The sequence below is a fragment of the Lentzea albidocapillata genome (genome assembly GCF_000719115.1).
GTDB lineage: Bacteria > Actinomycetota > Actinomycetes > Mycobacteriales > Pseudonocardiaceae > Lentzea > Lentzea albidocapillata.
In genome coordinates this window covers 65,203-88,464 of the sequence record NZ_JOEA01000011.1, presented here as the reverse complement: position 1 = coordinate 88,464, position 23,262 = coordinate 65,203, and the positions used below count along the sequence as shown (strand labels likewise).

At 68.4% G+C, this 23,262-nt stretch carries 22 protein-coding genes and 1 pseudogene; 8 read left to right on the top strand and 15 right to left on the bottom strand.

Features of this window, described 5'->3' with window-relative positions; all coding sequences use genetic code 11:
- Positions 1 to 6 precede the first annotated feature (6 nt).
- The 4 genes from IG04_RS0117950 to IG04_RS0117935 all read right to left on the bottom strand — a co-directional run bounded on the left by IG04_RS0117950 (position 7) and on the right by IG04_RS0117935 (position 3,178).
- Positions 7 to 813 carry an ESX secretion-associated protein EspG gene (locus IG04_RS0117950; RefSeq protein ID WP_030477812.1) on the bottom strand — a complete coding sequence of 269 codons (807 nt, stop codon included), beginning with the start codon at positions 811 to 813 and terminating at the stop codon, positions 7 to 9.
- Positions 810 to 2,075 (bottom strand): PPE domain-containing protein, encoded by a 1,266-nt coding sequence (locus IG04_RS44065; protein ID WP_051770135.1) that lies wholly within the window; start codon positions 2,073 to 2,075, stop codon positions 810 to 812. Before IG04_RS44065 ends, IG04_RS0117950 begins: the two co-directional genes overlap by 4 nt.
- Before the next feature lie 15 nt (positions 2,076 to 2,090).
- The gene (locus IG04_RS42670; RefSeq protein ID WP_051770134.1) at positions 2,091 to 2,462 is read right to left on the bottom strand and encodes a hypothetical protein; all 372 of its coding nucleotides are present in this window, start codon (positions 2,460 to 2,462) and stop codon (positions 2,091 to 2,093) included.
- A 125-nt stretch (positions 2,463 to 2,587) separates the two neighbouring features.
- Positions 2,588 to 3,178, bottom strand: a complete 591-nt coding sequence (locus IG04_RS0117935; protein ID WP_084401507.1) for a DUF3558 domain-containing protein — start codon at positions 3,176 to 3,178, stop codon at positions 2,588 to 2,590.
- Between the two features lie 151 nt (positions 3,179 to 3,329).
- Between IG04_RS0117935 and IG04_RS0117930 the strand changes: the two genes are divergently transcribed.
- A complete protein-coding gene (locus tag IG04_RS0117930) occupies positions 3,330 to 5,969 on the top strand; it encodes a glycoside hydrolase family 2 protein (RefSeq protein WP_036015013.1) in 2,640 nt (879 codons plus the stop codon).
- Positions 5,970 to 6,026: 57 nt separating this feature from the next.
- Here IG04_RS0117930 and IG04_RS0117925 read toward each other — a convergent pair whose 3' ends face one another.
- Positions 6,027 to 8,192 carry a putative bifunctional diguanylate cyclase/phosphodiesterase gene (locus IG04_RS0117925; RefSeq protein WP_030477807.1) on the bottom strand — a complete coding sequence of 722 codons (2,166 nt, stop codon included), beginning with the start codon at positions 8,190 to 8,192 and terminating at the stop codon, positions 6,027 to 6,029.
- 60 nt (positions 8,193 to 8,252) lie between these two features.
- Positions 8,253 to 9,065: an SAM-dependent methyltransferase gene (locus IG04_RS0117920; RefSeq protein ID WP_030477806.1), complete on the bottom strand. Its 813-nt coding sequence runs from the start codon at positions 9,063 to 9,065 to the stop codon at positions 8,253 to 8,255.
- 71 nt (positions 9,066 to 9,136) lie between these two features.
- Here IG04_RS0117920 and IG04_RS0117915 point away from each other — a divergent pair, with 71 nt between their 5' ends.
- Together IG04_RS0117915 and IG04_RS48160 are read left to right on the top strand one after the other, a co-directional pair.
- Positions 9,137 to 10,003 carry a pentapeptide repeat-containing protein gene (locus tag IG04_RS0117915; RefSeq protein WP_051770132.1) on the top strand — a complete coding sequence of 289 codons (867 nt, stop codon included), beginning with the start codon at positions 9,137 to 9,139 and terminating at the stop codon, positions 10,001 to 10,003.
- Between the two features lie 34 nt (positions 10,004 to 10,037).
- Positions 10,038 to 10,739: pseudogene (locus IG04_RS48160) on the top strand (pentapeptide repeat-containing protein); the annotation flags it as partial.
- Positions 10,740 to 10,856: 117 nt separating this feature from the next.
- Here IG04_RS48160 and IG04_RS48625 read toward each other — a convergent pair.
- A complete protein-coding gene (locus IG04_RS48625) occupies positions 10,857 to 11,756 on the bottom strand; it encodes a LysR family transcriptional regulator (RefSeq protein ID WP_030477803.1) in 900 nt (299 codons plus the stop codon).
- 78 nt (positions 11,757 to 11,834) lie between these two features.
- On the opposite strand from IG04_RS48625, the gene IG04_RS0117900 reads away from it, so the two are divergent.
- Both IG04_RS0117900 and IG04_RS0117895 read left to right on the top strand, forming a co-directional pair.
- Complete coding sequence (locus tag IG04_RS0117900; protein WP_030477802.1) at positions 11,835 to 12,674, top strand: aldo/keto reductase; 840 nt, start codon at positions 11,835 to 11,837, stop codon at positions 12,672 to 12,674.
- Positions 12,675 to 12,716: 42 nt separating this feature from the next.
- Complete coding sequence (locus tag IG04_RS0117895) at positions 12,717 to 13,511, top strand: lysozyme (RefSeq protein WP_030477801.1); 795 nt, start codon at positions 12,717 to 12,719, stop codon at positions 13,509 to 13,511.
- A gap of 33 nt (positions 13,512 to 13,544) precedes the next feature.
- Here IG04_RS0117895 and purL read toward each other — a convergent pair whose 3' ends face one another.
- The 4 genes from purL to IG04_RS0117875 all read right to left on the bottom strand — a co-directional run bounded on the left by purL (position 13,545) and on the right by IG04_RS0117875 (position 17,477).
- Positions 13,545 to 15,803 (bottom strand): phosphoribosylformylglycinamidine synthase subunit PurL, encoded by a 2,259-nt coding sequence (purL, locus tag IG04_RS0117890; RefSeq protein ID WP_030477800.1) that lies wholly within the window; start codon positions 15,801 to 15,803, stop codon positions 13,545 to 13,547.
- Positions 15,800 to 16,471: a phosphoribosylformylglycinamidine synthase subunit PurQ gene (gene purQ / locus IG04_RS0117885; RefSeq protein ID WP_030477799.1), complete on the bottom strand. Its 672-nt coding sequence runs from the start codon at positions 16,469 to 16,471 to the stop codon at positions 15,800 to 15,802. Before purQ ends, purL begins: the two co-directional genes overlap by 4 nt.
- A complete protein-coding gene (purS, locus tag IG04_RS0117880; protein WP_030477798.1) occupies positions 16,468 to 16,707 on the bottom strand; it encodes a phosphoribosylformylglycinamidine synthase subunit PurS in 240 nt (79 codons plus the stop codon). Before purS ends, purQ begins: the two co-directional genes overlap by 4 nt.
- 230 nt (positions 16,708 to 16,937) lie before the next feature.
- Positions 16,938 to 17,477 (bottom strand): hypothetical protein, encoded by a 540-nt coding sequence (locus tag IG04_RS0117875; RefSeq protein WP_030477797.1) that lies wholly within the window; start codon positions 17,475 to 17,477, stop codon positions 16,938 to 16,940.
- A 149-nt stretch (positions 17,478 to 17,626) separates the two neighbouring features.
- Here IG04_RS0117875 and IG04_RS0117870 point away from each other — a divergent pair, with 149 nt between their 5' ends.
- Entirely contained in the window at positions 17,627 to 18,607 is a 981-nt protein-coding gene (locus IG04_RS0117870) for an NAD-dependent epimerase/dehydratase family protein (RefSeq protein WP_030477796.1), read from the top strand.
- Here IG04_RS0117870 and IG04_RS0117865 read toward each other — a convergent pair.
- Positions 18,591 to 19,715 (bottom strand): trypsin-like serine peptidase, encoded by a 1,125-nt coding sequence (locus IG04_RS0117865; protein ID WP_030477795.1) that lies wholly within the window; start codon positions 19,713 to 19,715, stop codon positions 18,591 to 18,593. The two genes, IG04_RS0117870 and IG04_RS0117865, sit on opposite strands and share 17 nt — an antisense overlap.
- Before the next feature lie 66 nt (positions 19,716 to 19,781).
- On the opposite strand from IG04_RS0117865, the gene IG04_RS0117860 reads away from it, so the two are divergent.
- Positions 19,782 to 20,405: an MBL fold metallo-hydrolase gene (locus IG04_RS0117860; RefSeq protein ID WP_030477794.1), complete on the top strand. Its 624-nt coding sequence runs from the start codon at positions 19,782 to 19,784 to the stop codon at positions 20,403 to 20,405.
- Here the strand turns inward: IG04_RS0117860 and IG04_RS0117855 are convergent.
- Together IG04_RS0117855 and IG04_RS0117850 are read right to left on the bottom strand one after the other, a co-directional pair.
- A complete protein-coding gene (locus IG04_RS0117855) occupies positions 20,368 to 21,018 on the bottom strand; it encodes a polysaccharide deacetylase family protein (protein WP_036015010.1) in 651 nt (216 codons plus the stop codon). The genes IG04_RS0117860 and IG04_RS0117855 overlap by 38 nt on opposite strands.
- A 50-nt stretch (positions 21,019 to 21,068) precedes the next feature.
- Positions 21,069 to 21,944 carry a phosphoribosylaminoimidazolesuccinocarboxamide synthase gene (locus IG04_RS0117850; RefSeq protein WP_030477792.1) on the bottom strand — a complete coding sequence of 292 codons (876 nt, stop codon included), beginning with the start codon at positions 21,942 to 21,944 and terminating at the stop codon, positions 21,069 to 21,071.
- 88 nt (positions 21,945 to 22,032) lie between these two features.
- Here IG04_RS0117850 and IG04_RS0117845 point away from each other — a divergent pair, with 88 nt between their 5' ends.
- Complete coding sequence (locus IG04_RS0117845) at positions 22,033 to 22,476, top strand: hypothetical protein (RefSeq protein WP_144065406.1); 444 nt, start codon at positions 22,033 to 22,035, stop codon at positions 22,474 to 22,476.
- Here the strand turns inward: IG04_RS0117845 and IG04_RS0117840 are convergent.
- Positions 22,473 to 23,261, bottom strand: coding sequence for an MOSC domain-containing protein (locus IG04_RS0117840; RefSeq protein WP_030477790.1), 789 nt, complete (start codon positions 23,259 to 23,261; stop codon positions 22,473 to 22,475). The two genes, IG04_RS0117845 and IG04_RS0117840, sit on opposite strands and share 4 nt — an antisense overlap.
- Between the last annotated feature and the right edge of the window lies 1 nt (position 23,262).

Here is a 23,262-nt window from a genome sequence, read left to right as displayed (position 1 = left end):
CAGAGATCAGACTCCCGCGGAACGGACCGCCTCGGAGATCAGCTCGTCGACCTGGTGCATCATCCGGCGCGCGTCGGTCGGCGTGAACGTGCTCCACGGCGGCTGGCCGTTCGACGCACGGCGTTGCTGCAGGTAGCGGCCCTCTTCGGTGTCGAAGAACGCCACCACGCGCTCGGGACGCCAGCGCTTGCCGTACTTGTCGCGGGCGGCTGCGCCGAAGTTTCCGGTGTGCACGAGCCCGGTGAACATCTTCACCAGCGCCTTCGCGTCGGCCTCGCGCAGCCCGATGCCGCGGAACTCGGCCTCCATCGACTTCGGCGAACCGTCCGTCCGCCCGATCGCCTTCTCGATGTCCTCGCTCGGCAGCGTCACCGAGAGACCCGTACCGGCGGGGTGCGCGGGCAGCACCGACAGCACCGCCGAGGCGAGCCCGGAGCCCGCCCACGGCTGGAACGTCAGCTGGTCGTCCCGCAACGTCGCCACCGCGCCCCAGTCGCCGTTCGCCACGGCGAGGACGCGCAGGCTGTGCCCGAGCCAGAGGCGGCCGTCCGCCTCCCGCTCGGGCTTCACGAACATGCGCAGGAGCCCGTCCAGTTCGGACGAGAGCCCGCGCGAGTTGCCCAGGCGCCGGTGGTCCAACTGCTGGTAGACGCGGTTCTCGAGCTGGATGCGCTCGTCGCGTGTCTTACCTGGCGTGGGAACTTTCAGAATGAGCGGCATGGGGCCGACGTTCATGCGTTCCCACAGCACGTCGAACTCCTCGGCGGAGAGAGTGATCGGTTCCCTCTCCGCCGGAGCGCCGAACAGACTCACTCTGGCAGGCCACCGATGACCGGTGGCGCAACCATGCGGTCGTCACCGAACACATCGTCGGTCTCGACCAGGTAGTCGGCCGCCTTGTGCTCGATGTCGTCCTCGCCCTCGCCCCGCTGGCCGGGCGCGCCGCCACCGGCAGCGGCACCGGCCGCACCGGCCTTGCCCGCACCGGCGCCAGTGCCCGCGGCACCGCCACGCAGCGCGTCGGGACCGGAGCCCATGCCGGACATGCCACCGGGCATCCCGCCGGGCTTCATCGCGCCGCTCTGCTGGCCGGACGAGCCGAGCGAGCCGGACATCGGCCCGAACGGCTTGCCGGATCCGGAACCGGAACCGGGCTGACCACCGCGACCGCCACCGGGGGTGCCGGGGCCGCCGGGACCGCCCGTGCCGGGCCGGGTGAACACCGGGCCACCGGGGACGACCGGCGTCGGCGTGGGGGTCGGCGTCGGCTGCGGCAGGCTCGTGGGAGGCGGGGTGTAGGTGGGAGGCGGCGTCGTCGGAGGCTGCGTCCACGACGTGTGCGTGGTGTCGGTGGGCGGCGGCGTCCAGCCGGTCGAGACCTGCGGCTGCGGGGTCGGCGTCGGCGTGGCGGTCCACGACGGGGTGGTCGTGTTGTGGCCGGTCGGCGCGCCAGAGCCGGTCGACGTGTAGCCGACGCGCGTGCTGCCGGTACCCGTGTCGCCGGGAGGCGGCGTGTCGATCACGACCTGCGGCGGCGTCGGGAACTCACCGAGCGTCGAGGAGTTCCAGCGGCTGTCCGACTGGTAGTCCTCCATGACCTTGACGGCCTGGGCGGCGGCGTTGTCCGCCGCGGCTTCCTGCCGTTCGTGGTCCTGCTGCTGGCCGATGACGTGCGCCATGCCGAGCGGACCGGTCAGCGCGCCACCGGCGTAGTCGAGGAAGCCGGGCTTCTCGGTCGTGACCGGGACGACCTCGGGCATCTTCTTGCGCGCCTCGGCGATGTACTCGCCCTGCAGGCGGGCGGAGCTCTCCATGGTCGTCGCGCCGGACTCGGCGAAACCGGCCCACTGGGCCAGCGGCGACAGCGCGCCCTGGGCGGCGTCGGCGGCGTCGGACTCCCAGTCCGCACCCATCTTGGTCAGACCGGTGTGCAGGTCGGCGTCGATCTGGGCGAGCGTCGCGGCGATCTGCTTCCAGCCCTGTTCGACCGGGATGGAGGCGGAGACGCCGGGACCGGAGTTGATCATGTTGTACAGCTCGGGGTGCGCGTACCCCTGGTAGCGGTGGTCAGTCATCGGTCAGTCCCCCTCTCAGCCCTGGTCTCGCAGGTTCTTGCCCCACATGGCGACGTTGTCGCCCTCGGTCATGCGGTACTGCTCTTCGATCATCTTGAGCTGGTCGATCACGCCGGACAGCTGCGCGCGGTAGACGGTCAGCGCGGTCAGCGCCTTGTCGGCCGTCTGTTCGTTGAACGCCTTCGACGTCTCGCTGCTGACCGGGTCGGCCGCCCAAGGCTTCGTGGGCAGGCTGTGTACCTGGGGCTTGATCCTGGCGTCGAACTCGTCGAGCGCCTTCTCGAACGCCGCCCTCGCCTGGGGAATGGCCGACGGGTCCACCTTCAGCTTGCGCTGACCGAACTCGGGGGGCGACGAAACGCCACCTCCACCATCCGCGAGAAACACGGCACACCCTCCTCAGTACGGCCCCCGAAGAGTCAGGGCCATGTGTGCATTTGGGACGACTTTAGCTCTGATGCATTACGCGGGTGAGCGGTTCCCGGTATAAGGCCAGTAGTTCTACTCAACTGTCACTTGGTGGCCAGAACAGGCCCGACGGCGTTCGCGAGCTTCGTCGCCTGAGCGCACGCTCCGTCCGCCGTGGCCTTGGGCTCCGCGAAAGCGAAGGCGCTGACCAGCAACAACTGTCCGTCATGCGCATCGATGTAGATGTCGCAGGCGGGCCCGATGTTCTTCGTCTCGCGCTGATCCAGATAGGCCGGGTAGCCGGCTACCTGCAACGGAGTGAGCTCCGCCTCACCAACGGTCCTCTTGAGCCGATCCACTCCGCCGTTGAGCAGCGTGTGGATGGCGGAGGAGTAGGTGCGGTCCTCGTAGTTGTTGCCGCAGGCCTTGCTGCCCGCGCCGTACTCGGGGTCCGGGGTGCCCGGCGTCGCGAGACGGACGCCGAGGGCCGTCTTCACCTCGGGCGTGACCAGCGTGCACGGGTCGAGCGTCTTGAGGTCGACGGCCTTGGGCCTGTTCACGGGGGCGGTACCGGTAGAAGTTCCGGTCGTCGGAGCGGAGCCCGTCTGATCACTCGCGGAGGGCTTGCCCGGCTCGGTCGTTGAACACCCGGCCAGGACCACTGCCAGCAAGAACGGGATGGCAAGTCGACGCATGGCGGCCAACGTATCGGATCACCGGGCACGCAGGGTGGCGAACGAGGTGTCCCGCGTCACCCGTTGGGCGCATTGCCGGTCACCCCAACCAAAAGGAAACCTTCTTTACGATACCCCGAAGCGCCGCCGCCCCGATGCGTCGAGGAGCGACATGCTGCGCAACCGACCACTACCGGCCCTGGTCGTGGCGGCGGTGGGTCTGGCCTTGCTCGTGCCAGGCACCTCAGCCAACGCGGGCCCCGTGCCCGGCACGGGAACGGCGCTCACCGTGGCCGCCGCCCCCGGACAGACCTCCACCATCCCCGACTGGCGCATGCAGACCAGTGCCACCGCCACGCAGGCCGGCAGCGTCATCTCCGGGACCGGCTACTCGGACGCCGGGTGGCTGACCGTGCCCGCGCGGTCGACGGTGATGGCCGGCCTGATCGCGAACGGCAGGTACGGGGACGTCAACTACTCGGACAACCTGAAGAGGGCCAACCCCGCCGACTTCAAGGTGCCGTGGTGGTACCGCAAGGTCTTCCAGGCCGACCCACAGCCGGGCGTGAACACGTTCCTCAAGCTCAACGGCGGCGTGATCTCCCGCGGTGAGGTGTGGCTGAACGGCACGAAGGTCGCCGGCACGGACACCGTCATCGGCGCCTACCCGACGTTCGAGTTCAACGTCACCAGCCTGCTGCGCAAGGGCGACAACGCGCTCGCCATCAAGGCGTCGCCGTCCGACCCCGCCAAGGACCTGGTGATCCACTTCATCGACTGGGCGCAGCTTCCGCCCGATCGCAACCAGGGCCTGTTCCGCGACGTCGACATCGCGCAGAGCGGCGCGGTCTCGGTGCGCGGCCTGCACGTCCTGTCCGACCTGCCGTTGCCGAACCTGAACACCGCCACGGTCACGGTGAAGGTCGACGCGCGCAACAACACCGGCAGCGCGGTCACCACGACCGTCGCCGGCAGCGCCGCGGGCCAGAACTACAGCCAGATCGTCAGCCTGGCCGCGAACGAGACCAGGACCGTCACGTTCACGCTCAACGTCACCGACCCGCAGGTCTGGTGGCCGTACCAGATGGGCGCGCAACCGCTGTACGACGCGACGGCCACGGCGACCGTGGGCGGCGCCAGGTCGGACGAGCAGAAGACGACGTTCGGCATCCGCGAGGTCACCTCGAAGATGATCAGCGGCAACCTCCAGTACCAGATCAACGGCAAGCCGATCCTGATCCGCGGTGGCGGCTGGGCGTCGGACCTCTTCCTGCGCACCGACGTGCGGAAGATCGCCGACGAGATGATGCTGACGAAGTCCATGGGCCTCAACACGATTCGCCTCGAGGGCAAGCCCGAGAACGACGAGATCTACGACATGGCCGACCGCATGGGCATCCTGCTGATGACCGGCTGGGAGTGCTGCTCGAAGTGGCAGAACACCGGCGGGTTCACCGCGGAGGACAAGAGGGTCGCCGGCGCGTCCGCCGAGGGCGAGGCCAAGCGGATCCGCAACCACCCCAGCGTGTTCACGTTCCTGATCGGCTCGGACGAGGCCCCGGTCGCCGACGTGGAGAAGATCTACCTGGACGCCCTGAAGCGTGCCGACTGGCAGACGCCGATCGTCACCGCGGCCGCGCGCCGCAGCTCTCCGCAGCTCGGTGACTCGGGCATGAAGATGGACGGCCCGTACTGGTGGGAGCCTCCGGTCTATTGGTACAACAACCAGAAGGGCGGCAGCGCGGGCTTCGCGTCGGAGATCGGTCCCGGCCTCGCGATCCCGGAGATGGACGAGCTCAGGAAGTTCATGAGCCAGGCCGAGATCAACAAGCTGACGAACTACAACGCGCCGCAGTACCACCTGTCGCCGTCGGCCAACTTCAGCAAGATCGGCTTCTGGGGCACCGCGCTCGACAACCGCTACGGCAAGCCGTCCACCGTGGACGACTTCGTCAGGAAGGCACAGCTACAGCAGTACGAGACGAACCGCGCGCAGTTCGAGGCGTTCGGCCGCGACTTCTCCGACGCCGGCGCGAACCAGGCGCAGGGCCTCATCTACTGGATGCAGAACGACCCGTGGCCCAAGCTCTACTGGCACCTCTACAACTACAACCTCGCGACAGCCGGCTCGTACTTCGGTGCCAAGACGGCCAACAAGGCGTTGCACGCGCAGTACTCCTACGACGACAAGTCGCTCGCCGTGGTGAACATGGGCCTGGAAGCCAAGCAGGGCATGAGCCTGCAGGTGACGGTCTTCAACTCCGACGGCACGCAGAAGGCGAACGAGACGCGTCCGGTTCCGGCCAGGGCCAACGGTTCCGTGCGGGTCGGCACCCTGCCGCAGCCGTCGGGCCTCTCGCCGGCGTACTTCGTGCGGCTGCTGCTGAAGGACTCCACGGGCAAGGAGATCGACCGCAACGTCTACTGGTTGTCCACCAAGGCGGACACGCTGAACTACAACGCCGGTGACTGGTGGTACACGCCGCAGGCCCAGTACACGGACCTGAAGTCGTTGAGCTCGTTGAGGGCAGGTCAGGTGTCGGTGACCTCCACGACGGCGCCGGGCACTAACGGCAGGCAGTCCACGAGCGTGACCGTGAAGAACACCGGGACTTCCGTGGCGTTCTTCATGCGGGCGTCGCTGCGCAAGGGGCAGGGCGGCGCCGAGGTGCTGCCGGTCGACTGGAGCGACAACTACATCACGCTGTTCCCCGGTGAGAGCCAGACGATCCGGGGTGAGTACCGGACGTCCGACCTGGGCGGCGCTCAACCGGTCGTCCAGCTTTCCGGGCACAACGTGAGCAGGCGCTAGCTGTTGTAGCGGTTCGCGACGACGCGGGTCGTTCCACGGGACGGCCCGCAGCGAGCGCTAGAGATCACCACGCAACAGGCTGTCGATGTTCTCCGGCGGACCCGGCCGCGCAAAGAACCACCCCTGCCCCGTGTCACAGCCCAGCCGCAGCAACCGGGCGGCCTGAGCAGGCGTCTCCACACCCTCCGCCGTGACACCCAACGACAACGCGTGCGCGAGTTGCACCAAAGTCGCGACGATCTGCGCGTCGACCGGGTCTTCCTCGTTCTCGGCCCGCAGCCCCTCCATGAACGAGCCGGCGATCTTCAGCTCGTGCACGGGCAGGTGCTTGAGGTAGGCCAGGTTCGAGTAGCCGGTGCCGAAGTCGTCGATCGCGATGCGCACACCCATGTCGCACAACGCCCGCAGCGCTTCCAGCGGCTCGTCGGCGGTACCCATGATCGCCGACTCGGTGAGCTCCAGCTGCAGGTGGTGCGGCGGCAGCGCGCACTCGTCCAGGATCTGCTTGACGTCACGCACCAACTCGGGGTCGCGGGACTGCCGTACGGCCAGGTTCACCGACACGAACGGCGCCGCGTCACCGAACTCCACCAGCCAGCGCCGTGCTTCCTCACAAGCCTTGCGCAGCACCCACCGTCCCAAGGGGACGATCAGGCCGGTCTCCTCGGCCAGTTCGATGAACCGGTCCGGCGCGAGCCGCCCGAACTCCGGGTGCTGCCAGCGCACCAGCGCCTCGACGCCGGTGACCGTCGAGTCCTCCAGGCGCACCAGCGGCTGGTACTCGACGTAGAACTCGCCGCGTTCCAACGCGCGCGGCATCGTCGCGGACAGCGTGAACCGGGCGACCTCGCGGGCGTTGCGCTCCGGGTCGTACAACGCCCAGCGCGCCTTGCCGTCCGCTTTGGCCCAGTACAGCGTGATGTCCGCGTCGCGCATCAGGTCCGCGGACGTCGTGCCGGACAGCTGCCGTTCGACGATGCCGATCGACGCCGACACGGACAGCTCGTGGCCCGCGATGCGGATCGGCGCCTCCAGCTCGGTCAGCACCCGGTCCGCGACGTCCACGATGTCCTGCTCGCCGGACGAGCCCTCGACCAGGATCACGAACTCGTCGCCGCCCATGCGCGCGACCAGCTTGCCCTCGCCGGACACCGAGTGGTCGAGCCGGCGGCCGACCTCGACCAGCAGCTGATCCCCTATGTCGTGGCCCAGCGAGTCGTTGATGACCTTGAAGCCGTCCAGGTCCAGGTAGCAGAGGCCGGCCCGCACGTGCTTGGCGCGGTTGTTGAACACGCGCCCGAGGCGTTCGAGGAACAGCGCGCGGTTCGGCAGCCCGGTGAGCGGGTCGTGCAACGCCTGGTAGCGCAGCCGGTTCTGCAGCAGGTGCCGGTCGGTGACGTCCTCGATCATCGCGACCTGGTACTGCGGCTCGCCGTGGTCGTCGCGGACCAGCGACAGCGTCAGGTGCGTCCACACCTGCTCGCCGTCGGCCCGATGGAACCGCTTCTCGGCCCGGTAGTGGTCGCACTCGCCCGCGATGAGCTGGTCGTAGAGCCGCCACACGCTGCCCGCGTCCTCGGGGTGCATGAGGTCGCGCACGTTGTACTGGCGCATCTCCTCGACGCTGAACCCGAGCATGTCCTGCAGGGCCTGGTTGACGTCGAGGATCCGGCCGTCGATGGCCGCGATGCCGATGCCGATCGCGGCCTCGGTGAACATGGCGCGGAACCGGGCCTCCGAGGCCCGCAGCATGGACTCGGCCTGGTCGCGGGCGTCCAGCACGGCCGCCCTGATCGCCTCCTGCTCGGCGAGCGTGCGTTCGCGCAGCGCGCGGGCGTACCCGGCGGCCAGCGCGCCCTGCAGGGCCGACAGGCGGGACGTCAGCCTGGCGTCGCCGGAGAAGCCGAGCTCGGCCGGCAGGTCGTCGCCGAGCAGCTGGATCGTGCGGCCGAGCGTGTCGGTGCCGGTGAAGTGCGCGTCGACCAGCCGTGAGCCGATCTCGTAGCCGGGTGCCGTGCGGAACGGGCTCGCGAACAGCGCCTCGACCAGCGTCTCGGTGAGGTCCTGGAGGTGCTGGGCGACCTCGGCCCTGGTCATCGGCACGTAACTCGACCCGATGACGGCCGTGGCCCAGCTACGCGCGAACGCCTCCGCACCGGCCAGTACGGCCGGGCTCAAAGGAGAGCGATCCTCACGCACCCGCTGGTCAACCCGATCGGTCATCTTCTCGGCCCTAACGCCACGAACGCGCAGCATACGGCTGGTCGCCGTCCGGAGTCATCTCTACGCCTTCCGGCCTATCGCACCGAACCCGGGAAAACGCTTCCCGGACTCCTCCACGTCGGACGGCGACTCGGGACGCCAGGCGGGCACCCGGACGACACCCGGCTCGACCAGCGCGAACCCGCCGAAGAAGCGGCTGATCTCGGTCGGGTCGCGAAACCTCATCCGCGTGACGTCGCGGTCGTAGATCTTGCGGGCCTGCCGGGACGCCTCCGTCTCCTCGTCCGCCTCGTAGCCGGCGTGCGAGATGGCGAGGAAACTGCCGGACGACAGGCGGTCGCGATAGCCGCCGACGACGCCCCACGGGTCTTCCTCGTCCGGCACGAAGTGCAACAGCGCGATCATCAGCACGGCGACCGGCTCGTCGAAGTCGAGCTGCTTGTCCACCTCGTCGGAGGCCAGCACACCCTCCCAGTCGCGGATGTCGGCGTGCAGCACGCTCACGTGACCGTTGCCACCCAGCAACGACCGGCTGTGCGCGACGGCGACCGGGTCGATGTCCACGTACACGACGCGTGCCTCGGGGTCGGCGGCCTGCGCGATCTCGTGCACGTTGCCGACGGTCGGGATGCCGGAGCCGAGGTCGAGGAACTGCCGGACGCCGTGGCTGAGCAGGTAGCGGACGGCCCTGCGCAGGAACGCGCGGTGGTTGAGGACCACTCCGCGTAACTCGGGCATGGTCTCCAGGGTCTTCTGGGCGACGGCCCTGTCCGCGGCGAAGTTGTGCGCGCCGCCGAGCCAGTAGTCGTACACCCTCGCGACGCTGGGCCGCTCCAGGTCGATGTCCCCCGGCGCCCAGTTCGGCCGCTCCACTCGCTCACCCCACCCGCGTTCGGACCGTTCCAGCCCATCATGCCCTCGGTCCTTGGCAGAATGCCGACCTCGTGAGGAAAAGTTTGCTGCTGTCGACCATTCTCGCGTCCATCGGCGTGTTTCTGCTGGTCGGCGGCACGTTGCTGCTCGTGGACCCCCGCGCGCCCAAGCACGAGGCGATCAAGACCGGCGGTCTCGCGGGCGGTGCGATCATCGCCCTCTACGCGTTGTGGCTGAACGACCGGCGCCGCAAGGTGGAGGAGGCGCGCCAGGAGCTCGAGAGCCAGCGCATCGACCACGACAGGTCCCGCGTGGCCGACGAACGGTTCGCGCGCGCCGTCGAGCTGCTGGGTCACGAGACCGCACAGGTGCGGGTGGGCGCGATGCACGCGCTGGCCGGCCTCGCGAAGTCCAGGACCGAGTACGCGCAGACCGTGCTCGACATCCTCTGCGCGTACCTGCGCCAGCCGTACCGGAAGACGAAGAACGATCCCGAGGAGATCGAGCTGGAGGTCCGGCTCACCTCGCAGCGGCTGATCGAGGACCTCCTGCCGCGCCTGGAGGAGAAGGACCCGGTCCTCTACGACCTCAACCTCACCAAGGCCCACCTCGAGTACATGGACCTGTCGTACCGGCAGGTCGGCGACCTGATCATGCGGGTCGCGCACCTCAACGAGTCCAACGCCTTCCACCACATGGTGGTCCACGGCGACGTCTATCTCACCGACGCCGACGTGACCGGCCGGTTGTACATGCACCACAACGACTTCCGCCGCAAGGCGTGGTTCAGCAGGGTCAAGGCGCGTGGGCTAGCCGTCTTCACGGAGACGAAGTTCGGCGGCGAGACCAAGTTCGCGAACTCCGAGTGGGCCGACGTGAAGGCGGACGGCTGTACGTTCGCAGCGGAAGCCGATCTTCCCGAAGCGTGGAGGAACTGACGTGCAGTGGCTTTTCGCAGTCATCTCGGCCGCCATGGTCACCGCGGCGACGGCTGTCCTCCTCGCGGTGTTCAAGGCGCCGGCGGTCGAGATCGTGAAGACCGCCGGTGTCGCGGGCGGTGCGGTCGTCGCGCTGTACGCGTTGTGGCTCAACGACCGCAAGCACACCCTGGAGAGCGAGAAGGTCGCCGACGAACGGTTCGCGCGCTCGGTCGAGATGCTCGGCAACGAGGCCGACCAGGTGCGGGTGGGCGCGATGCATTCGCTGGTGTGGCTGGCGAACTCCACGCCGCGCTACACGCAGACCGTCCTCGACGTCCTGTGCGCGTACCTGCGCCGGCCGTTCCACCACCTGTCCTGGGACGAGAACGGCGCCGACCCGGACACGGTCTTCGTCAAAGCGCAGCCAGAGGACCAGCGGGAGCAGCAGGTCCGGCGCACCGCGCAGCGGCTGATCCGCGACCTGCTCTCGTGGGGTGACAAGAAGAAGATCCACTACGACCTCGACCTGACCGGTGCCGCCCTGGAGTACTTCCAGCTGGACGGCAGGCGGGTCAACAGGTTCACCGCGCGCCGGGCCCAGTTCTACGGCATCACCACGTTGCCACGCATGGACATCCGCAAGCCCACCCTCTTCTCCGGTGCCACCTTCCACGGGCGGCTGACCATCACGGAGACGAAGTTCGGCGGCGGCCTCGCGTTCACCGAGGCCACGTTCAAGGGCGAGGTCGACTTCCGCACCACGACGGTCGGCACGTTCCTCGCGCTCACCGACCCACCGCCGCCGAAGCAGACGGGCAAGCTGGAGGTGCTGCCCGGCACGGCGATGCGGACCACGCACGCGGGCTGGGCGCTATCCGGCGACCCGGAGCCGGCCCGCCCGCGCCTCGAAGACCATGTCCAGCAACTCCCCGGCGGCCGCGCCGACGGTGTGCCCGGTGACGACGACCGTTTCCGCGAAGGGGACGTCTACGTCGCCGCGAAGCCCGAGGAACTGGACAAGGTCCGATTTTCCCGCGAAGGACTGGGGAACGAGCGCAACCCCGAGACCGAACCCGACGAAGTCAAGAAGTGAGTGCACGTCGTTGACCTCGACGGCGACGTGCCGCTCGACCCCGGCGGCGGCCAGCGTGCGGTCGACCTCGTCGCGCGTGCCCCAGTCGGCGTTGAAGTCGACGAACGACTGACCCGCCAGCTCGGCGAGTTCGACGGAGTCCCTGGTGGCGAACGGACTTTCCGGCGCGCAGGCGAGCACGAGCGGTTCACTGGACAAAGTGGACACCCGTAGGTCGTCCGCCATCTTGTGCTGACGGGTGACGAACGCGAGGTCGAGCCTGCCCGCGCGCACCTCCTCGACCAGTTCGGCGTTGCCGGACTGGCGCATCCTGATCTCCACGCCGGGGTGCAGCTCGTGGAACCGCGCCAGCACCGCGGGCAGGTGCACGACGTGCAGGCACTGCAGGCTGCCGACGGACAACGTGCCGCGCAGCAGCCCCTGGACGGCGGCGACCGCGTCCCTGGCGGAGGAGATGCTGCTCAACGCCCTGCGCGCCTCGGGCAGCAGCGCCCGTCCGGCCTGGGTCAGCTCGACCTGGCGGGTGGTGCGCAGGAACAACGGCGCGCCCAGCTCGACCTCCAGCGCGCGGATCGATGCCGAGAGACCCGACTGGGCGATGTGCAGCCGGTGCGCGGCCCGCGTGAAGTGGCACTCCTCGGCGACCGCGAGGAAGTGTTCGAGCTGTCTGAGTTCCACGATTCATCACCCGCAGTGCTCAATGAGATCAGTTCTCTGCGTTGGACAGCTTAATCGCCAGGGTCCAGAGTGGAGTGCATGCAGAAGCGTCGTATCGGAGAAGTGGAAGTCAGCGCCATCGGCCTGGGCGGCATGCCCATCTCCGTGCAGGGGAGGCCGGAGCGCGCGCAGGCGATCGAGACCATCCACGCCGCACTGGACGCGGGCGTGACGTTCATCGACACCGCCGACGCCTACTCGCTCGACGACACCGACTTCGGGCACAACGAGTCGCTCATCGCCGAAGGGCTGCGCGGCCGTTCCGAAGAGGTGTTCGTGGCGACCAAGGGCGGGCACACGCGCGTGCCGGGCGGCGGCTGGGAGCTCGACGGACGGCCGGAGTACCTGCGTCGCGCGGTCGACGGGTCGTTGCAACGGCTCGGCGTGGACCAGATCTTCCTGTACCAGTTCCACCGGCCGGACCCGAAGACGCCGATCGCGGAGTCGGTCGGCGCGCTGAAGGAGCTGCTGGACAGCGGCAAGATCCGCTACGCCGGTGTCTCGAACTTCGACCCGGATGAGATCGTGCTCGCCAACGACATCCTCGGCGGACGGCTCGCGGCCGTGCAGAACCAGTTCTCGCCGGTGTTCCGGTCGAGCGAACCCGAGCTGGAGCTGTGCGCGAAGCTCGGCATCGCGTTCCTGCCGTGGAGCCCGTTCGGCGGGATCGGCAAGGCGGGCGCGCTGAGCGGTCCGTTCAAGGAGGTCGGCGACGCCCACGGTGTGAGTGCCCACCAGGTCTGTCTCGCGTGGATGCTCGCGAAGTCCGAAGTGGTAGTCCCCATTCCGGGTGCTTCTCGACCGGCGAGCATCCGTGATTCGGCCTCCGCCACCCACCTGGAGTTGTCCGCCGAGGAACTGTCCCGCCTGGACGGGTGACCCAGGTAGCAAATTGGGACAAATGGTCGCACGATCTAGTCCATGCGGACCTTGATCAGCATCGTGGCGATCGTCGCCGGCATGACGCCGGCACCCGCGTCCGCGGCGCCCTTGCCCGAGGGCTCCGCGGACCACACCGCGGGTTCCCAGATCCTCAAACACGAAGGCACGGGCGACCTTCGTGCGGATTCGGAGTCACCGCCCACCGAGGGCAAGGTTCCCGGCATGGACGTGAGCAGCCACCAGGGCGATGTCGACTGGAAGTCCGCCTGGGACAAAGGTGCCCGGTTCACCTACGTCAAGGCGACCGAGGGCGTCCACTACCGGAACCCGAAGTTCACCCAGCAGTACAACGGTTCCCTGAACATCGGCATGATCCGCGGGGCGTACCACTTCGCACTGCCGGACCGCGCCAACGGCGTGCAGCAGGCGAACTTCTTCGTCGAGAACGGCGGCGGATGGTCGCCCGACGGCAAGACGCTGCCGCCCGCGCTCGACATGGAGTACAACCCGTACGGCGACACTTGCTACAACATGAACCAGACCGCGATGACGGCGTGGGTCAAGGAGTTCAGCGACACGGTCTACGCGCGCACCAAGCGTTATCCGGCGATCTACACGTCCACGAACTGGTGGAACAAGTGCGTCGGCGGCTCGGTGAAGTTCGGCGACAACAACCCGCTGTGGATCGCGCACTACAGCTCGAGGCTCGGCGCGTTGCCGGCCGGGTTCGACTTCCACACGATCTGGCAGTGGCAGGCGGCCGGGCTCTTCCCCGGTGACCAGAACCTGTTCAACGGCAGGTTCGAGCAGCTGCAGCGGATCGCGGCGAGCTGAGAAGGGCCCCGTCGGCGACGGGGCCCTTCATGCTCAGCCGAACAACGCCGGGAGGGTGCCCTCCCAGGCTTCACGGAGTTCGTCCAGCGGGAGTTCGCCGAGGCCCTGGACCTCCAGGGCGTTCGACTCCGGGTCGACGACGCCGACCTTGCGCCACGGCAGGCGGCGGGCGGTGCACATGTCGACGAAACGCTGTTCCTCGGTGCGCGGCACGGCGACCAGCACGCGGCCGGCGGACTCGCTGAACAGCGCGGTGAACAGGTCGCCCTCGAGGAAGACCCGCGCGCCCACCTCGCCGATCAGGCACGTCTCGACCAGGGCCTGCGCCAGGCCACCCTCGGAGAGGTCGTGCGCGGCGGAGACCATGCCGTCACGCGAGCCGGCGACGAGGATCTCGCCGAGCAGCTTCTCCCGCTTGAGGTCGGCCTTCGGCGGCAGTCCGCCCAGGTGGCCGTGGACGTGGTGCGCCCACTCCGACCCGCCGAACTCGTCGTGCGTCTCGCCGAGCAGCAGCAGCGTCTCGCCGGCCTCGGCCCCGATCCCGGTCGGGATGCGGCGCCGCACGTCGTCGATGACGCCCAGCACGCCCACGACCGGCGTCGGCAGGATCGCCGTGGAGCCGGTCTGGTTGTAGAAGCTGACGTTGCCGCCGGTCACCGGGATGCCGAGCTCGGCGCAGCCGTCCGCGAGGCCCTTCACGGCCTGCTCGAACTGCCACATGACCGCCGGGTCCTCCGGCGAGCCGAAGTTGAGGCAGTTCGTGACGGCGACCGGGGTGGCGCCCGTGGCCGCGACGTTGCGGTAGGCCTCGGCCAGCGCCAGCTTCGCGCCCTCGTACGGGTCAAGTTTCGTGTAGCGGCCGTTGCAGTCCGTGGAGAGGGCCACGCCGCGGCCCGTCTCCTCGTCGATGCGGATCATGCCGCTGTCGCTCGGCTGCGCGAGGACCGTGCCGCCGCGGACGTAGCGGTCGTACTGCTGCGTGACCCACTTCTTGGAGGCCAGGTTGGGGCTGGCCGCCATCGTCTTGACCAACGCGAGCAGCTCGTCCCCGGCCGGCCGCGGAAGGCTGTCCGGCGTGTTCGCCTGCAGTGCGTCCTGGTCTGCGGGGCGCTGGATCGGCCGGTGGTAGACCGGGCCCTCGTGCGCGACCGTGCGCGGAGGCACGTCGACGACGACCTCGTCGTGGTAGGTGATGACCAGGCGGTCGCCTTCCGTCACCTCACCGATCTCGGTGGCGATGACGTCCCACTTCGCGCAGACCTCCATGAACGCCGCGACGTTGGCCGGTTCGACCACCGCGCACATGCGTTCCTGGGACTCGCTGGAGAGGATCTCGGCCGGGGTCATGCCGGTGGCCCGCAACGGCACGCGGTCGAGCCGGACATGCATGCCGCCGTCGCCCGCGGACGCCAGCTCGGACGTCGCGCAGGACAGGCCCGCGCCGCCGAGGTCCTGGATGCCGGCGACGATGCCCTTCTCGAAGAGCTCGAGCGAGCACTCGATCAGCACCTTCTCGGTGAACGGGTCGCCGACCTGCACGCTCGGCAGCTTCTTGCGCTTGCCGGCGGTGTCGTCGAACGTCTCGCTCGCCAGGACGCTCACGCCGCCGATGCCGTCGAGGCCGGTGCGCGCGCCGTAGAGGATGACCTTGTTGCCGGTGCCGCTCGCGTGCGCGAGGTGCAGGTCCTCGACCCGCATCGCGCCGACGCACAGGGCGTTGACCAGCGGGTTGCCCTGGTAGGACTCGTCGAACACGACCTCGCCGCCGATGTTCGGCAGGCCGAGGCAGTTCCCGTAGCCGCCGACGCCCGCGACGATGCCGGGCAGGACGCGCTTCGTGTCCTCGGCGTCGGGCCTGCCGAACCGCAGCGGGTCCATGACGGCGAGCGGCCGCGCGCCCATCGCGAGGATGTCGCGCACGATGCCGCCGACGCCCGTCGCGGCGCCCTGGTAGGGCTCGACGTACGACGGGTGGTTGTGGCTCTCGACCTTGAACGTCACGGCCCAGCCGTCACCGACGTCGACGACGCCGGCGTTCTCGCCGATGCCCGCGAGCATCTTGCTGCGCATCTCGTCGGTCGTGGTGTCGCCGAAGTACTTCAGGTGCACCTTGGACGACTTGTAGGAGCAGTGCTCGCTCCACATGACCGAGTACATCGCCAGCTCGGCGTCGGTTGGCCTGCGCTGGAGGATCTCCTTGATGCGCGCGTACTCGTCGTCCTTGAGGCCCAGTTCCCGGTAGGGCTGCTCCTGATCAGGCGTCGCCTCGGCGTTCTTGACGGTGTCGATCATGCCTTCACCACCGTGTCGAGCAGGGACAGGAACATGCCCAGTCCGTCGTCCGTGGGGCCGGTGAGCGCGTCGATGGCGTGCTCGGGGTGCGGCATGAGGCCGACGACGTTGCCCCTGGCGTTGGTGATGCCCGCGATGTTGTTGCGGCTGCCGTTGGGGTTGTCGCCGACGTACCGGAAGACGACCCTGCCGTTGTCTTCCAGTTCCTTGAGGGTGTCCTCGTCGGCCTGGTAGCCGCCCTCGCCCGACTTCAACGGCACGAGGATCTCGGCGTTCTCGTCGTAACGGGTCGTCCAGGCGGTGCTGGTGTTCTCGACCTTCAGCCACTGGTCGCGGCACACGAAGTGCAGCTTGTGGTTCCGGGTGAGCGCGCCGGGCAGCAGATGCGCCTCGGCGAGGATCTGGAAGCCGTTGCAGATGCCGAGAACCGGCATCCCGTTGTTCGCGGCCTCGATCACTTCCTGCATGACGGGCGCGAACCGCGCAATGGCGCCGCACCGCAGATAGTCGCCGTACGAGAACCCGCCGGGCACGATGACCGCGTCAACGCCCTTGAGGTCGTGATCCCCGTGCCACAACGGCACAGCTTCCCCATCGGCGTATTTCACCGCCCGCTGCGCGTCGACGTCATCGAGGGTGCCGGGGAAGGTGATGACCCCGACCCTCATGCCTCGACCCTGCGCACGGTCCAGTCCTCGATCACGGGGTTCGCGAGGAAGGTCTCGGCGATCTTGGCGAGCGTGGCGTCGTCGACGTCGTCGGCGACCTCCAGCTCGAAGTGCTTGCCCTGACGGACGGCGGTGACGCCGTCGAAGCCGAGACGGGGCAGCGCGTTCGCCACCGCCTGGCCTTGGGGGTCGAGAATTTCGGGCTTCGGCATGACGTCGACGACGACTCGGGCCACGACAGACTGCTCCCGTGTTTTGAGGGGCTGGCGGTACCCCGAGAGCCTATCTGACCTGTGCGTTCATCCTCCCGACACGTGTTCGGGGGCACATCGTCACCGGTCCACCTTCGGGTGAACGCGCTTGCTTCGGCGGGACCGTTTGGTAATCTGGTGTCAGCTTCGGCCCGTAAGCCGGAGAAGTGAGCACGGTGCCCGTCCGGACGGTCGGCCGCCGTGCTTCGCGCTTTCTAGGGCAACCTCGTGTCGATGACGTTGCCCATCAACGGCTGGACCCGGCGCAACCAGTCGCCGCCAGCGCCGTAGCACCAGGCGACGATGTCAGGGATCCACAACAACGGATCGTTCTCGCTGGGCAGGTGCTCGTAGAACAAGCCCGTGCCCCACGAGGACTTGCCGAGAGTCGTTCGGATGGTCAACAGATCGTGGTCGTCGCGAACCTCGCGGCTGTCGAACACCAACCGCGTGACGCCGACTTTCAGGACATCGTCAGTCAGCCGGGCAACGCAGGTCTGCCTTGCCCGCTCTTCTCCCTTGCGGCAGCAGGCGAGGTAGATGTCCACGTGAACCACGGCAGGCGCCAAAGTGGACAGGATCTGTTTGCGTCGAGCAGGGGTCTCCTTCTTGAAGTGCAACTCGCGTTGGTTCGGCATGCGCAGCCTCATCAACATCTTGCGCAGTTTGGTCAGCTGGCCTGGCGACACCAGAGCCACCGCCAGCAGGTACGTGTCGTTGCGCCGAGACTCGTCGACGAAGGCGTGCACACTCACGGAACGTCCATCGGCAAGTTGCGAACAACAGTTCAGCAACTCCAACCGATCGGGTCCGAACGATCAGTTATTGGACCTATTCCAACAAGCTATTTCGCCGAAAGCGAGACCGGTGGCACCGCGGCCCGATCGGACGGATGCTGGAGATCATGAAGATCCTCGTGCTCGGCGGAACCGTGTTCCTCAGCAAGGCCATCACGGCGGAGGCGGTCCGGCGGGGCCACGAAGTGGTGTGCGCGGCCCGCGGCGCCTCGGGTGGTGTGCCGGAAGGCGCGCGCCTGATCCCGGTCGACAGGAACAAACCCGGCGCGTTCGACACGCTGGCCGGCGAGCAGTTCGACGCGGTGATCGACGTGTCGAAGTACTCGGTGAACTGGGTGCGGGACGCGCTGGAGGCGTTCGGGGCGACGACGCCGCACTGGACGTTCGTGTCCAGCATCTCGGTCTACGCGGACCACTCGACGGGCAGCGACGAACTGCTGCCGCCGCTGGAGGACGATCCGGCCGAGGAGTTCACGGCCGAGCGGTACGGCAGCGTCAAGGTGGCCAGTGAGAACGCGGTCCGCGAGGCCGTGGCGAGCCGCGAGTTCATCGTCAGGGCCGGGCTCATCACCGGGCCGGACGACCCGAGCGACAGGTTCGGGTACTGGCCCGCGCGGATGGCGCAGGGCGGGCGCGTGGTCGTGCCGGACAGCCCTGACCTGGGGTTCCAGCACATCGACGCGCGGGACCTGGCGCAGTGGATCGTGTTCGCGGCCGAGGAGCGGGTGACGGGCACGTACGACTCGACGGGGCCGGTCATGCCGTTCCAGATGGCCATCGGTGAGATCGCCGGGGCGACGGCGCCGCCTGGGACGCAGCTCGTGCCCGTCAAGGAGAGCGTGCTCAAGGAACTGGGGATCAACCCGTGGGGCGGGCCGCGGTCGCTTCCGCTGTGGCTGCCGCAGGAGTGGGCCAAGATGGTCGGCCGCGACGTCAGCAACGCGCTGGCGAACGGGCTGCGCGTCAGGCCGCTGGCCGAGACCGCGCTCGACTCGCTGGAGTACGAGCGCGGCCTCGGGTTGGACCGGCCCCGCAAGGCCGGGCTCTCAGCTCAGGAAGAGCAGGAAATCCTTACAGCAGTGAGTTGATCTGCGCGGCGACGAGGTCGATGCGCACGCCCTGGTTCGGGCAGCCGCCGAAGTGGTGGAGCCCGATCACCTTGTGCGTGCGCCTCGACAGCACGGGTGAGCCGGACGAGCCGCCTTCGGTGTCGCACATGTAGCTGATGTCGGACTGCGACGAGCTGCCGTTCACCCGTACCGCGCGCACGACGCAGTAGCCGCCGCCGTTGTTGTTGTCGCGCAACGACAACTTCTTCAGCTTCCCGGCCGGGTGGCCGACGATGTACATCTCCTCACCCACGGCCGGAACGCGCGCGTCCAGTTCGAGGTAACCGAACGAGCTGATGGCCGCGAAGTTGTTCACGGTGAAGAGGGTGTAGTCGAGCGCGGCGCTGTACTTCAGGACCTGGGCCGCCAGCACCTTGGTGACGGCGGCCGAAGCGGTGCCACCGCAGGTCGGGCACTGGTAGTTGAACCACACCTCGATGCCACTGGTGCTGGTGAAGCAGTGTTCGTTGGTCAGCATGCGGTTGTTGGGGCCGACCCGCCACGCCGTGCACAGCGAACTGCCGTTGCGCAGCAGCTTCGCCACGGACTTGGTCTTGCCCCACTCGGTCGGGTTGCTGGACTGGTAGCAGACCGCGTCCCGGTAGTCGTTCGTGCCGCAGATGCTCTGCACGGACGGCTGCGAGGACATCTCGGCCTCGGTGTAGCCACGCGTGAGCTTGTCGATCCGGACGCGCGACAGCGGGTTCGTCACCGAAACCACAGCACGGTCGCCCGTGATCGACATGGCCCAGAAGCCCGACGCGTCGAGCGTGGCGGTCAGCGAGGCCTTCAGGTCTCTCGTGTGCGTGTACTTCTCGGTGCCGTCAGGGCTCGACACCGTGAGCACGTCACCGGGGAGGATCCGCAGGTCCGTGAAATGCAGCTTCACGTAGCCGGACCCCGGTCGTTCGATCACCGTCGAACGATTCGCGCCACCCACGCGGACCGAGACCGATTCCTCGGTTCCGATCTGCTGCGTCTGCGGCGACGAAGCCTCGGCGGGTGTAGAGGTGGTGGTAGCAGGGACGATGGTCGTCATCGGCAGGGCGAGAGCCAGTGCCGTGAGGAGTTGCAGGGTTTTCCTCATGCCTTTTGATACTTCCGACGTCACCTGACCGTGTCAGCCCGCCAATCGTCGGTAATGGAGGATTCCGTGAAACTTGTCCATTTCAGTCATGCCTGCGTGCTGCTGGAGTCGGGGTCGACGCGAATCCTGATCGATCCCGGCACGTTCTCCTCGGGGTTCGAGGACCTGGAGGACCTGGACGCGGTGCTGGTCACGCACCAGCACTTCGACCACATCGACGCGGAGAGGCTGCCCGCGCTGCTCAAGGCCAACCCGCGGGCGCAGCTCATCGTCGACGAGGGCACGGCGCCCAGCGTCGAGAACGCGACCGTCGCCCGGCCGGGAGACACCTTCAAGATCGGCGACACGACCGTCCGGGTCGTCGGCGGGCAGCACGCGGTGATCCACGAGGACATCCCGATCGTGCCGAACGCCGCCTACGTGGTCGGCGACGGCGCGTTCTACCACCCCGGCGACTCGCTGTTCGTACCGGACGAGGACATCGACGTGCTCGGACTGCCCGCGGGTGCACCGTGGCTGCGAACCGGTGAGGCCGTCGACTTCATGCGCGCCGTGAAGCCGCGGGTCGCCGTGCCGATCCACGAGAAGACGCTCGCGAGCCCGCAGATGGCCGTCCGGTTCTTCGAGATGCTGAAGCCGGAGGGCACCGAGGTCAGGCTGCTGGTGCCAGGCGAGGAGACGGCAGTCTGACGTAGGTGGTCGGCGCGGCGTCGTGGGCGAGTGCGATGTCCACGGCGTCGAGCACGGCCTGCCGCGCACCCGGACGGTGCAGGTCACGGGCGTCGACGGTGATCCGGGTCAGCCCGCCGCGGCGCGCCGACCTGGCCGCCGCGTAGACCAGCGCCAACGACCGCAGCTCACCGAAGCTGGTGCGTTCGGTCAGCGCGTGCAGGCGGCCCAGGGTCGCGAGCCCGCTGCCGACCTCGCGCACGGCGTGTGCGTCGGCGCAGCGGTGGAACCTGTGCTTGGCCAGCGCGATCAACGTGCCGGGCGACGCCACGCAACGCCGTGGCGCGAATGTGTCGACGTTGAGCCCGATGGCGTCCATCTGCAGACGCGCGCCCATCAACAACAACCCGGCTTCATAGGCCGGTAGCCGCCGTTGACCGAGACCGTGCAGCACGACGGCATCGCCGAGTGAGGTGCGGTGCCGCACCCATTCCTGCGCCTTGCCGAGCTCGCGTGGTGCTACGAGCAGCGACAACGGCACCTGCCGCGGATCAAGGGCCGCGGCGAGATCAGCGCATCGGTCGAGTGTCTGCGGACCGATGCCGGACAGGGAGACCACGAGCTGTGAGTGCACGGTATGAGTGCCCCATGCCGTGGTGACATCCGCGTGAAAGCGGCGCTAACTCACGCAAGCCAGTCAGCGAAGGACCGGCCAGTGAGCCGCTCGTACGCCTCGACGTACCGCTGACGGGTCGCCTCGACGACGTCGGCAGGCAGCGCGGGCGGCGGAACATCGCTCTTGCGGTCCCAGCCGGACGCGGAGGACGTCAGCCAGTCACGCACGAACTGCTTGTCGAACGACGGCTGCACGCGGCCGGGCTCGTAGCCCTCGGCCGGCCAGTAGCGCGACGAGTCCGGCGTGAACACCTCGTCCGCGAGGATCAGCTCACCCGAGGCGTCCAGCCCGAACTCGAACTTCGTGTCCGCCAGGATCAGTCCACGCGTCAACGCGTACGCGCGCGCCTCGCTGTACAGCTCGATCGTGCGGTCGCGCAGCTTCGTCGCCAGCTCGATGCCGTGCTTCTCGGCGATGACGTCGAACGACACGTTCTCGTCGTGCGCACCGATCTCGGCCTTCGACGCGGGCGTGAAGATCGGCGGCTCCAGCTCGGACGCCTCGACCAGCCCGGCCGGCAGTTCGATCCCGCACACCGCACCGGTCGCGGTGTAGTCGGCCATGCCGGAGCCCGTCAGGTACCCGCGCGCCACGCACTCGACGTCGACCATCTGCAGCTTGCGCACCAGCAACGCACGGCCGCGGACCTCAGCGGGGATGCGTGGGTCGTCGTACGCGACCAGGTGGTTCGGGGTGAGCCGCTCGAACCAGAAGACGCTCATCGCGGTGAGCACGCGCCCCTTGTCGGGGATCTCCGAGCTCAGGATGTGGTCGTACGCCGAGATGCGGTCCGACGCGACGAACAGCAGCAGCTCGTCGTCCACGTCGTACAGATCGCGAACCTTGCCGCGGGCGACGTGCTGGTAGTCAGCGAGCGTAGGCACGCTGGTCAGCCTACGTGGCCCTGTCCTGAAACCGACGTACACCCCGTCACCACTACAGATCAAGGCCAAAGACGCTTAAGGTGCACCCGTGCTCCCTAGAAAGGCCCTGTGGATCCCGGCTTTGGCAAGCTTGGCGCTGCTCATCGTGCTGGGCGTGGCCGGGTGGAGCTTCGACTCCAGCCCCATTTCGTCTCCTGCCTCAGGAGGTTCGCTCAACGCGAGCACACCCCAGTCGGTGACCATCGTGCCGACTCCGGACGTCGCCGACATCACGGTGAAGGGGTCGTCCTCCGAGGCGACGACCACCACCACCACCACCACGAGGACCACGCAGCCGAAGCCGCCACCGGCCCAGCAGCCTCCGCCCACGCAGCAGCCGACGACCACCGAGCCCCCGCAGCAGGGACTCCTGGTCAACGAGGGCGCGCGATGCGATCCCGAAGGCGCGAACGGCATCGGCCTGCTCGGCGAGAAGCTGGTCTGCCGCAAGGATCCCCAGCGCGGCGACCGGCTGCGCTGGCAGAAGGCCTAGTCCCGCCACTCCAGCACGTCGACCTTGTCGCCCACGTTGATCACGCCGGTGCGGACGACCTGTGCCTTCATCCCGAACGTGACGCCACCGTCGGGACTGCGACGGTAGGTCGCCAGCGAACGAATCGGCTCGGGGCCGTTCTTCACCCCGGTCTCCTGGTCCACCATCGGTACCGCACAACGCACGCAGTCCTTGGCGTAGGCCAGTTCCACGTCGCCGATCGCCGCTCGCCGCACCCGGTCCTCCGTGTGCGGTTCCGGCCAGCCGGACACGACCACGTTGGGGCGGAAGCGGTTCATCGGCACCGGCTCCCCGCCGCGTTCCAGGACGCGCTCGTTCAGGCCGTCCAATGAGGACAGCGAAAGCACCAGCAACGCGTTGCCGTCGGCGTATCCGATGACGCCGGTGGTCTCGCCCGTCGTCTCCCGGTGGATGTCCGGCGGCGTCCGCACGAGCCGCACCGACTTCCCGAGCGCGTCGGAGAAGTACGCGGCGGCCGCGTCGCCTTGGTCGATTCCGGTGCCGTGCCAGACGTGCACGACCACCGGTACCCGCGGCCCGTCGACGACGACCGGGAAGGATTCGCCGCCGATCGACAACGCCGAGTCCACGAGGGACGGACGCAGCGCGGCCATCTCCGGCACCTTGCGCTGCGACAGGAACACGCCGTCGTCGTCGACCAGCATCATCATCCGGTCGCCGCGCAACCCCGTCGGCTCCACAGCCGAGGACGCGACGGAGTACCCGCCGCATCCCTTGACGGGGTAGACGACCAGATCGGACACG

What these genes read in the sequence shown, in the direction of transcription:
- IG04_RS44065 (WP_051770135.1), bottom strand. Translation starts at nt 2,075, where the DNA reads ATGACTGACCACCGCTACCAGGGGTACGCGCACCCCGAGCTGTACAAC.
- purQ (WP_030477799.1), bottom strand. Translation starts at nt 16,471, where the DNA reads ATGAGGGTCGGGGTCATCACCTTCCCCGGCACCCTCGATGACGTCGAC.
- IG04_RS0117870 (WP_030477796.1), top strand. Translation starts at nt 17,627, where the DNA reads ATGAAGATCCTCGTGCTCGGCGGAACCGTGTTCCTCAGCAAGGCCATC.
- IG04_RS0117865 (WP_030477795.1), bottom strand. Translation starts at nt 19,715, where the DNA reads ATGAGGAAAACCCTGCAACTCCTCACGGCACTGGCTCTCGCCCTGCCG.
- purL (WP_030477800.1), bottom strand. Translation starts at nt 15,803, where the DNA reads ATGATCGACACCGTCAAGAACGCCGAGGCGACGCCTGATCAGGAGCAG.
- IG04_RS0117900 (WP_030477802.1), top strand. Translation starts at nt 11,835, where the DNA reads ATGCAGAAGCGTCGTATCGGAGAAGTGGAAGTCAGCGCCATCGGCCTG.
- IG04_RS0117930 (WP_036015013.1), top strand. Translation starts at nt 3,330, where the DNA reads ATGCTGCGCAACCGACCACTACCGGCCCTGGTCGTGGCGGCGGTGGGT.
- IG04_RS0117895 (WP_030477801.1), top strand. Translation starts at nt 12,717, where the DNA reads ATGCGGACCTTGATCAGCATCGTGGCGATCGTCGCCGGCATGACGCCG.
- IG04_RS0117925 (WP_030477807.1), bottom strand. Translation starts at nt 8,192, where the DNA reads ATGACCGATCGGGTTGACCAGCGGGTGCGTGAGGATCGCTCTCCTTTG.
- IG04_RS0117935 (WP_084401507.1), bottom strand. Translation starts at nt 3,178, where the DNA reads ATGCGTCGACTTGCCATCCCGTTCTTGCTGGCAGTGGTCCTGGCCGGG.